At 36.6% G+C, this 8,197-nt stretch carries 8 protein-coding genes; all 8 read left to right on the top strand.

Annotated features, from left to right (window positions below):
• The coding region (gene rfbC / locus DWV53_RS11270) for a dTDP-4-dehydrorhamnose 3,5-epimerase (RefSeq protein ID WP_118153936.1) at positions 1–454 on the top strand (454 nt) is incomplete at its 5' end.
• 30 nt (positions 455–484) lie between these two features.
• Positions 485–1,393, top strand: coding sequence for a glucose-1-phosphate thymidylyltransferase RfbA (gene rfbA, locus DWV53_RS11265; RefSeq protein WP_118153898.1), 909 nt, complete (start codon positions 485–487; stop codon positions 1,391–1,393).
• Positions 1,394–1,396: 3 nt separating this feature from the next.
• On the top strand, positions 1,397–2,308 hold the full coding sequence (gene rfbD, locus DWV53_RS11260; protein ID WP_118153895.1) for a dTDP-4-dehydrorhamnose reductase: 912 nt from the start codon (positions 1,397–1,399) through the stop codon (positions 2,306–2,308).
• 5 nt (positions 2,309–2,313) lie between these two features.
• The gene (locus DWV53_RS11255) at positions 2,314–3,447 is read left to right on the top strand and encodes a dTDP-glucose 4,6-dehydratase (RefSeq protein ID WP_118153892.1); all 1,134 of its coding nucleotides are present in this window, start codon (positions 2,314–2,316) and stop codon (positions 3,445–3,447) included.
• Positions 3,448–3,480: 33 nt separating this feature from the next.
• Positions 3,481–5,007, top strand: coding sequence for a lipopolysaccharide biosynthesis protein (locus DWV53_RS11250; protein ID WP_118153890.1), 1,527 nt, complete (start codon positions 3,481–3,483; stop codon positions 5,005–5,007).
• On the top strand, positions 5,007–6,287 hold the full coding sequence (locus DWV53_RS11245; protein ID WP_118153887.1) for an O-antigen polymerase: 1,281 nt from the start codon (positions 5,007–5,009) through the stop codon (positions 6,285–6,287). Before DWV53_RS11250 ends, DWV53_RS11245 begins: the two co-directional genes overlap by 1 nt.
• A complete protein-coding gene (locus DWV53_RS11240) occupies positions 6,284–7,327 on the top strand; it encodes a hypothetical protein (RefSeq protein ID WP_118153884.1) in 1,044 nt (347 codons plus the stop codon). Before DWV53_RS11245 ends, DWV53_RS11240 begins: the two co-directional genes overlap by 4 nt.
• Positions 7,327–8,196, top strand: a complete 870-nt coding sequence (locus tag DWV53_RS11235) for a DUF6492 family protein (RefSeq protein WP_118153881.1) — start codon at positions 7,327–7,329, stop codon at positions 8,194–8,196. The genes DWV53_RS11240 and DWV53_RS11235 overlap by 1 nt, the downstream gene beginning before the upstream one ends.
• The last annotated feature ends 1 nt before the right edge of the window (position 8,197 follow it).

The raw sequence follows: 8,197 nt of genomic DNA, 5'->3' as shown, positions 1-8,197 counted from the left end.
CAGTGTTCACTTCTGCCAAGACAACGAGTCTATGAGCAGCTATGGCGTAATGCGAGGCCTGCACTTCCAGCGTCCACCTTATACCCAGAGCAAGCTGGTACGTTGCGTAAAAGGTAGAGTGCTCGATGTAGCTGTAGATATTCGCAAAGGCTCACCAACCTATGGCAAGCATGTGGCTGTAGAGCTGACTGAAGATAATCATGTCCAGTTCTTCATCCCTAAGGGTTTTGCTCATGGTTTCTCTGTCCTCTCAGAAACAGCAGTCTTCCAATACAAGTGTGATAACTTCTATCATCCAGAGGCTGATGGTGGTATTTCTATTCTCGATGATACCCTCGGTATTGATTGGAAGATTCCTACAGAGCATGCTAATCTCTCTGAGAAAGATACAAAACATGCTATGCTGAAAGACTTTGATAGTCCATTCGATATCGATGTAGATTTATACAAGTAAACAAGATACTAATCATTTAACATTAAGACAATGAAAGGAATAGTATTAGCAGGTGGAAGCGGTTCACGCTTGTACCCTATCACAAAGGGTATCAGCAAGCAGCTGATTCCTATCTTTGATAAACCGATGATATATTATCCTATATCGGTTTTGATGTTGGCAGGTATCCGTGAGATACTCATTATTTCAACACCATTTGACTTGCCTGGCTTCAAGCGCCTATTAGGCGATGGAAGCCAGTTTGGAGTCAAGTTCGAGTATGCTGAGCAGCCATCACCAGATGGCTTGGCCCAAGCCTTCATTATCGGAGAGAAATTTATTGGCGATGAGGCTGCTTGCCTCGTATTAGGCGATAATATCTTCTATGGTGCAGGATTAAATCAGATGCTGCATCAAGCAGTAGTAGATGCAGAGCAGAACAACAAGGCAACCGTCTTCGGTTATCGTGTAAGTGATCCTGAGCGCTATGGTGTCGCAGAGTTCGATGAACAAGGCAATTGCTTAAGTATTGAGGAGAAGCCTGAGCATCCAAAGAGCAACTATGCTGTGGTAGGTTTATACTTCTATCCTAACAAGGTTGTAGAAGTAGCAAAGCATATCAAACCATCTGCTCGTGGTGAGTTGGAAATCACAACAGTAAACCAGGAGTTCCTGAAGGATAAGCAGCTGAAGGTACAGACTATGGCAAGAGGATTTGCCTGGCTTGATACCGGAACTCATGATTCCCTTTCAGAGGCTTCAACCTTTATCGAAGTTTTGGAGAAGCGCCAAGGCTTGAAGGTTGCTTGCTTGGAAGGTATCGCATACCGTCAGGGTTGGATTACGGCTGAGAAACTTCGTGAGGTGGCACAACCTATGCTCAAAAATGATTATGGAAGATATCTGCTTTCGATATTGGATGAAGGCAATCAAACATTAAAGAAGAATTTAGAATACTAGGTCATGAATATTTTAGTAACAGGTGCTAACGGTCAGCTTGGAAATGAAATGCGCATCGTTAGCCAAAATACAACAGATCATTATATCTTTACCGATGTCAATCAGGTGGAAGGTTTGGAAACTACTTTCCTTGATATCACTGATATGGATGCCATCCGCAAGATGGTGAAGGAGAATGATGTGAAAGCCATCGTGAACTGTGCGGCATGGACCAATGTGGATGCCTGCGAGACAGATGAGAAACTGGCTGCTTTAGCAGAAAAGCTCAATGCGGAGGCTCCTGAAAATCTGGCTAAGGCGATGAAGGAGGTTGATGGTCTGCTCATCCAGATCTCTACTGATTATGTCTTTGGTAAGGAACCTTATAATGTGCCATGTAATCCTGACCAGAAGGGAACTCCTACTGGCGTATATGGAACAACGAAGCTTCATGGTGAGCAGAAGATAATGGCTACTGGCTGTGACTATGTGATTATCCGTACGGCTTGGCTGTATTCTGAGTTTGGCAAGAACTTCTGCAAGACAATGCTTAATCTGACGGCAACCAAGCCACTATTGAAGGTTGTCTTCGACCAGTGTGGTACTCCTACATACGCACTCGATTTGGCTAATGCCATCATCACCATATTGGATAAGATAAAGGCTGCCCAGAGCAAGGATGAATATGTTGGAGTTTATCATTTCTCAAATGAGGGTGTCTGCTCCTGGTATGATTTCACACAGATGATTGCAAGGATTGCCGGTCATACGGAATGCGATATCCAACCATGTTATAGTTCTGAGTATCCATCTCCTGTAACTCGTCCAGCTTATTCTGTATTGGATAAGCGAACCATCAAGGAGACCTTTGGTGTAAAGGTTCCTTATTGGGTGGATTCCTTAGAAAAATGTATTGCTAATCTTAAAATGAAATAATTGAAATGAAGAATATCATTATCACGGGCGGTGCTGGTTTCATCGGCTCACACGTAGTAAGACTTTTCGTGAACAAATATCCTGAGTATCACATCATCAACCTCGACAAGTTGACTTACGCAGGTAATCTGGCTAACCTCAAGGACATTGAGGACAAGCCTAACTATACTTTCGTTAAGGGTGATATCTGCGATTTCGACCTGATGCTGAAACTGATGCAGGACTACAAGGTGGATGGCATCATTCATCTCGCTGCCGAGAGCCATGTAGATAGAAGTATCAAGGATCCATTCACTTTCGCTCAGACCAACGTGATGGGAACCCTGTCTCTGCTCCAGGCGGCAAAGATTTACTGGGAAAGTCTTCCTGAGGGATACGAGGGCAAGCGCTTCTACCACATCTCTACCGATGAGGTATATGGTGCTTTGCAGATGACTCATCCTGAGGGCATTCCTGCACCTTTCACTACCAAGGCATCCAGCGGTAAGAACCACGAGGCTTACGGCGAGGAGTTCTTCCTGGAGACAACCAAGTACAATCCTCACTCTCCATATTCCGCATCCAAGGCAAGCTCAGACCACTTCGTCCGTGCTTTCCACGATACATACGGTATGCCTACCATCGTGACCAACTGCTCTAACAACTACGGTCCATACCAGTTCCCTGAGAAGTTGATTCCGCTGTTTATCAGCAATATCCGTCATCGCAAGCCATTGCCAGTATATGGTAAGGGTGAGAACGTGCGCGACTGTTTGTATGTAGTAGATCATGCCCGTGCCATCGATATGATTTTCCACAAGGGTAAGATTGCCGAGACTTACAACATCGGCGGTTTCAACGAGTGGAAGAACATCGATATCATCAAGGTGGTCATCAAGACTGTTGACCGTCTGCTCGGTAGAAAGGAAGGTGAGAATATGGATCTCATCACCTACGTAACCGACAGAAAGGGTCACGATATGCGTTACGCCATCGACTCTAGAAAGTTGCAGAAGGAATTGGGTTGGGAGCCATCTCTCCAGTTTGAGGAGGGAATCGAGGAGACTGTGAAGTGGTATCTCGAGAACCAGGAGTGGATGGACAACGTCACTTCCGGCGACTATCAGAAGTATTATATGGCAATGTATAGCGGTAGATAATAACATTATTAAAATTAAAGGTAGAATATTTGTATGTCTTCAGACAATATAAATAATAAACGTATAGCAAAGAACACGGTTGCCTTATATATTAGAATGCTAGTTATAATGGCAATTAATTTTTACATGGCTCGTGTTGTCTTGGATGTTTTAGGTGTGACTGATTATGGTATATATAACTTAGTTGGTACTATTGTTGTAATCTTTTCTTTCCTGAAATCTTCCTTGAGTGAGGCTACTCAGCGCTTCTTGAATTATGAAATGGGAAGAAATAATGGCATTCATTTGCAAGAAGTTTTTAGTGCATGTTTTAGTTGCTATTTGATCTTTTCAATCATAGTTTTAATATTAGGAAGTATCTTTTGGATATTTTTTAGCAGGAATCTAAATATACCTTCAATTCGTTATAGTGCAGCTTCTTTTGCATTTTATGTGTCGCTTTTATCATTTGTGTTTAGTATTTTGCAAGTGCCATATAATGCTTCAATAATAGCAACCGAAAAGATGGCATTTTTTGCAAAAATAGGAATTCTAGAAGCGTTTCTTAAACTAATGCTCACGTTTGGGGTTTCATATTTCTTTATGGATAAATTGAAGCTTTATTCTGTGTTGATGTGTTTTAATGCTTTCTTCATTTATGTTGTATATTATTTATATTGTAAGAAAAAGATAACTTTTTGTTGTTTTACTGTTAAAAATAAAATTAGTAATTTCCGTAGTATCCTATCTTTTACAGGATGGAATATGATAGGAAGTTTGGCTGGTGTTTTGTCGGAATCCGGTATAGGGTTGATATTTAATGCATTTGGTGGTGTGGTTTTAAATACAGCATTAGGACTTTCGAATCAAATCAATAATGCATTATCAGGTTTTGCTAGTGGATATCAAACTGCGTTTAAACCTCAGTTAGTTAAGTCATATGCAGCTAATGAGATGAGTGGTTTTTATTCTTTATTATGCAGATCCTCAAAATTCTCTTATTTTCTGTTCTTTATGCTTGCAATTCCTATAGTATTTTATATGGACTATCTACTTTCATTGTGGCTTGTAACTGTACCGAATTATGCAGTTGATTTCTGTAGAATTATATTAATCGGAACTTTAATAGATGCAACTTCTGGAGTCTTTTATTCAAGTATAGGGGCAACTGGGAAAATACGTAATTATCAGTTGTCAATATCTAGTGTATTTCTTTTGCATTTTGTAGTGACGTTTTTGTTTCTTTATATAGGAGTTCCCTTCGTGTGGGTCTTCTTTTCAAGACTTTTGACGCGTGGATTGATAAATTTTATCATAGGCTTATATTTTATAAATAAGAATACTCGTATGCCGATTGTTTTTTATATAACACAAACTTTGGTTCCAATAATGCGAGTGACAGTGTTACCAATCTGTTTTATTGTTGTATATAGTATGTTAGTAAAAACTACATTTTTGACAATGGGATTTTGTATAGTTATATTTGAATTGATTTCTGTAATTTCAATCCTTTATATGGGTGTGTCTAGTTCAGAGAGAGAGAAGTTATATGGTATTGTAAAACGATTAAAACTACTGTAATGACAATTCTAGTTTGTTTAGTATTAAATTTCTTATTATATTTGTTTGCTTCAAATAGATATGGAAGTAAAGGAAAAATGTCTTTGACATATTCTCTTTCTGCCTATTATACTTTTGTTGCATTTATGGGAATTATAATTTGTTCTACAGGAATTTATGAAGCTGTATTGCCAATCAATTATAATAAAGAGATAGATTTCTCTCCTTATTTTTATTGCTTTATTTCAATAATGTTTTTAATATATCCATTTAAGAATGTTACTTATAAGACGATAAAATGGGATGAAATACCATATAATAATACAGTAAAATTGATTTTAAATGTTTGGGTAATTATAACATCTTTATATATGATACTTAATTTTTCCAATGCATTAGTCGCTTCACAGATGGGATATGATTCTATGTATGAAGCTTCGGCTGTTGATGGTTCTGCTCAGAAGCTATTGTATGGAAATAATTTCTTACTCATTAAGTTTGTTAATTTTAATATTAATTTGATGAATTCTTTTGCACCGTTTGTAATGTGTTATTCTTTGTATGGATTAATTTCTAAAAAAATATCGCAATCAAGGGCATTCTTATTGTTAGGATTAATATTCTTTAGTAAGTTCTTTTTCGCATTGGCTTTAGGATCTAGAGGAAATCTTTTTTTTGTATTTTGGTCATTTGCATTCTACATTATTATTTTTTATCCTCATTTAAATCTTTCTCTAAAAAGGAAGTTCAAGAAAATAGGAGTAGTTGGTTTCTCTGTCGTTGCATTTTATTCAGTTCTTATATCGATTGCACGACTAGCCCATTCGGATTCCGAGACCCCATTGACAGGTATAGCGAGATATTTTGGAGAATGTTTTCCTAATCTTGGCTTGCAATTTTGGAACCAAGTTACAATGCATCCCTATGGAACAAGATTGTTCCCTTATATTTTTGGAATAGAATATAATGCAGAATCTGTACAGGATGGATATGCCTTTTGGAAAACTTTTACAGGTGTTCCAGTTTTGATTTTTAAAACAATTTTTGGTGATTTGTATATAGAGTTTGGCCTACCAATAGCACTGGTTATTATTTTGGTCATTGCTGTAATTTTCTATTTCTTTATAGGAAGAGGAAAAATCCATTTTTGGAAACTTGCATTAATCTATTGGTACTTTGATTTAATAATACAAGGTATATTTGGATTTAACAAAGATGGTTGGTCAAATTTCATAGTACTCATAGCCATATTAATAGTTTCTTTTATTGTAAAACTTTATACACAGAAAAAGCAGATATGAAGATTTTATTTATAGCGCCTAGCTACTTGGGGCTTTATAAGCCTATATATGAAGAGTTGTGTAAACAAGGGCATAAAGTTACATGCTTAATACAGGATGATTTTAAATCTGATCCGTATTTGAAAATGGGCTTTTTCTTAATTCGACTTTTTAATCTACTAAAGTGGAAATTGAAGAAGGTTCCCTTGATGTACTGGAAAAATAAATGTAAAAATAAAGATTTAGATCAAAAGTTTGATGTTTTATTTGTAATTCAAGGAACAACGTTTGATCCATATCTGCTGAATTATTTGAAAAAACGAAATCCTAATATAAAATCATCTCTTTATATTTGGGATAGTAATCGATGGTATGACTTTTTTCGCAATGCTAAGTATTTTGATAAGGTGTTTTCTTTTGATTTACATGATGTGGAAAAATCAAAGTTTACTAATACTTCATTTCTCCCGTTTTATTGGACTGAAGATTTAGCTGATGCCAATGTTGCTGTAAAGTATACCATTTCTTCGATAGGAACTAATCATCATGGTCGTTTAGCTATCTACAAAAAGGTATATTTTCAACTGCAAAAAATGGGAATCTCTAATTATATAAAATTGGTCGTAAAATGTTCGCCAACATCTTTTCGTAAGAAGATAAGATTATTAAAACTATGCCTTTTTCGGAAAAGAGAGGCTATCGATGAATTCAAAGTTAACAGTGGGGAACTTTCTTTTCCTTTCGTAACAAACAAAATGTATTCTTCAGAAGAGTATAATAAGATAATACTACAATCAAAGGCTGTATTAGATACGGATAATCCGACTCAATTTGGTACAACTCCAAGACTGATTTGGGCATTAGCAGCTAATAAGCATATTTATACAACTAATACTTTTGTTGTTAATTTTCCTTTTTTTAATTCTGATTATATTCATATCATTAGCCGAGAGAATCCTATATTGGATGTTACTTTGTTAGATAAGAAACTTTCAACTTCACCAAGAGAGAGTATTTTAAATTTGAGAATAGATAATTGGGTTAAAAATTTTATTGAGTAATGGATTTAGTTATTTGTGTAGCGTATAAGAATTGTTTCTTCTTGAAGAAAAACATTCCGTTTATTAATAAGAACCTTAGTCCTGAGCATATTTTTGTAATAACAAAATTATCGAATTTTTCTTTACTAGAGGGAATTGCTGATAACCTAAAGTTATTAGATGAAAATATGCTAGTTGATGGTTTAAGTTATGCGGTTGTAAGAAAAGTTTTGAAATCGCATTTAGGAATCAATCTTGTTGGTTGGTACTTCCAGCAATTTCTCAAAATGGGCTTTGCGCTTACGTCTTTTGCAAAGGAGGAGTATCTTGTCTGGGATGCAGATACAATTCCTCTTAATCATTTGGATTTCAAAGATGTGGGGGGGCAAAAATATCTCTTTATGCCAAAGACCGAGCATCATGCACCATACTTTAGCACAATAGATAAATTGTTTGATGCACCAAAGAAGGCTGACTACTCCTTTATATCTGAGCATATGATTTTCAATGTGAAGATAATGCGTGAACTAATTGCAAAGATTGGACAGGCGGAAATACCTGGATGTCCTAAAGAAACTTTGTGGTTCAAAAAGTGCATCTATGCGATACAGCCTGGAGTCTTGCAAGGATTTAGCGAGTTTGAGACATATGGAACATATTGTTTGAATTATTATCCTGATATTTTTAGACTCCGTAAGTTCCGTACATTCAGAAGAGGAGGGCTGATCTTTGGTATGATGGCATCTACAAAAGAAATTGACTCTTTGAAGGATGATTTGGATACATGCTCATTCGAATTGTATGATTATCCTGTATCTCTTCATAGAAGATGGTTGCAGAAGGCTTTTTATTGGTATTGTAGAATCAAAAATAAATTGAGAACAAAATAAT

Origin of the sequence: Segatella copri, assembly GCF_003465495.1 — a bacterium.
Classification (GTDB): domain Bacteria; phylum Bacteroidota; class Bacteroidia; order Bacteroidales; family Bacteroidaceae; genus Prevotella; species Prevotella copri_G.
This window is presented reverse-complemented; position numbering and strand designations above follow the sequence as displayed.

Coding starts and splice junctions, on each gene's coding strand:
- DWV53_RS11250 (WP_118153890.1), top strand. CDS start 3,481: ATGTCTTCAGACAATATAAATAATAAACGTATAGCAAAGAACACGGTT.
- DWV53_RS11245 (WP_118153887.1), top strand. CDS start 5,007: ATGACAATTCTAGTTTGTTTAGTATTAAATTTCTTATTATATTTGTTT.
- DWV53_RS11255 (WP_118153892.1), top strand. CDS start 2,314: ATGAAGAATATCATTATCACGGGCGGTGCTGGTTTCATCGGCTCACAC.
- rfbD (WP_118153895.1), top strand. CDS start 1,397: ATGAATATTTTAGTAACAGGTGCTAACGGTCAGCTTGGAAATGAAATG.
- rfbA (WP_118153898.1), top strand. CDS start 485: ATGAAAGGAATAGTATTAGCAGGTGGAAGCGGTTCACGCTTGTACCCT.
- DWV53_RS11235 (WP_118153881.1), top strand. CDS start 7,327: ATGGATTTAGTTATTTGTGTAGCGTATAAGAATTGTTTCTTCTTGAAG.
- DWV53_RS11240 (WP_118153884.1), top strand. CDS start 6,284: ATGAAGATTTTATTTATAGCGCCTAGCTACTTGGGGCTTTATAAGCCT.